The following is a 1,179-nucleotide window of genomic DNA, read 5'->3' as shown; positions in this document are numbered from 1 at the left end:
GATCACCAGTGATGGCCCCCCTTCTCCCGAAGTTACGGGGGCATTTTGCCGAGTTCCTTAACCATAGTTCACCCGAACGCCTCGGTATTCTCTACCTGACCACCTGAGTCGGTTTAGGGTACGGGCCGCCATGAAACTCGCTAGAGGCTTTTCTCGACAGCATAGGATCATCCACTTCACCACAATCGGCTCGGCATCAGGTCTCAGACTATTGCCAGGCGGATTTACCTACCTGACGTCCTACACCCTTACCCCGGGACAACCACCGCCCGGGATGGACTACCTTCCTGCGTCACCCCATCACTCACCTACTACCACCTTGGGCCGGCGGCTCCACCACTTTCCTTTCCCCGAAGGGTCCGGAACGGCTTCACGGCCTTAGCATTAATGGGCTCGATGTTTGACGCTTCACAGCGGGTACCGGAATATCAACCGGTTATCCATCGACTACGCCTGTCGGCCTCGCCTTAGGTCCCGACTTACCCTGGGCAGATCAGCTTGACCCAGGAACCCTTAGTCAATCGGCGCACACGTTTCTCACGTGTGTATCGCTACTCATGCCTGCATTCTCACTCGTGAACCGTCCACCACTAGCTTCCGCTGCGGCTTCACCCGGCACACGACGCTCCCCTACCCATCCCAGCCCCCGTTGGGGGTATGTGCTGGAATGACACGACTTCGGCGGTACGCTTGAGCCCCGCTACATTGTCGGCGCGGAATCACTAGACCAGTGAGCTATTACGCACTCTTTCAAGGGTGGCTGCTTCTAAGCCAACCTCCTGGTTGTCTGTGCGACTCCACATCCTTTCCCACTTAGCGTACGCTTAGGGGCCTTAGTCGATGCTCTGGGCTGTTTCCCTCTCGACCATGGAGCTTATCCCCCACAGTCTCACTGCCGTGCTCTCACTTACCGGCATTCGGAGTTTGGCTAAGGTCAGTAACCCGGTAGGGCCCATCGCCTATCCAGTGCTCTACCTCCGGCAAGAAACACACGACGCTGCACCTAAATGCATTTCGGGGAGAACCAGCTATCACGGAGTTTGATTGGCCTTTCACCCCTAACCACAGGTCATCCCCCAGGTTTTCAACCCTGGTGGGTTCGGTCCTCCACGAAGTCTTACCTCCGCTTCAACCTGCCCATGGCTAGATCACTCCGCTTCGGGTCTTGAGCGCGCTACT

1 rRNA gene (only partly in view) is annotated in these 1,179 nt (G+C 57.2%); it reads right to left on the bottom strand.

What is annotated here, in order from left to right:
- Window positions 1–1,179, bottom strand: a 23S ribosomal RNA gene (locus tag ACWGIS_RS36225); its annotated part reaches 1,273 nt to the left of the window's first position; the annotation flags it as partial.

The sequence above is a fragment of the Streptomyces sp. NPDC054842 genome (genome assembly GCF_053611025.1).
The sequence above is the reverse complement of the archived record's forward strand: the minus strand, read 5'-3'. Positions and strand labels throughout refer to the sequence as shown.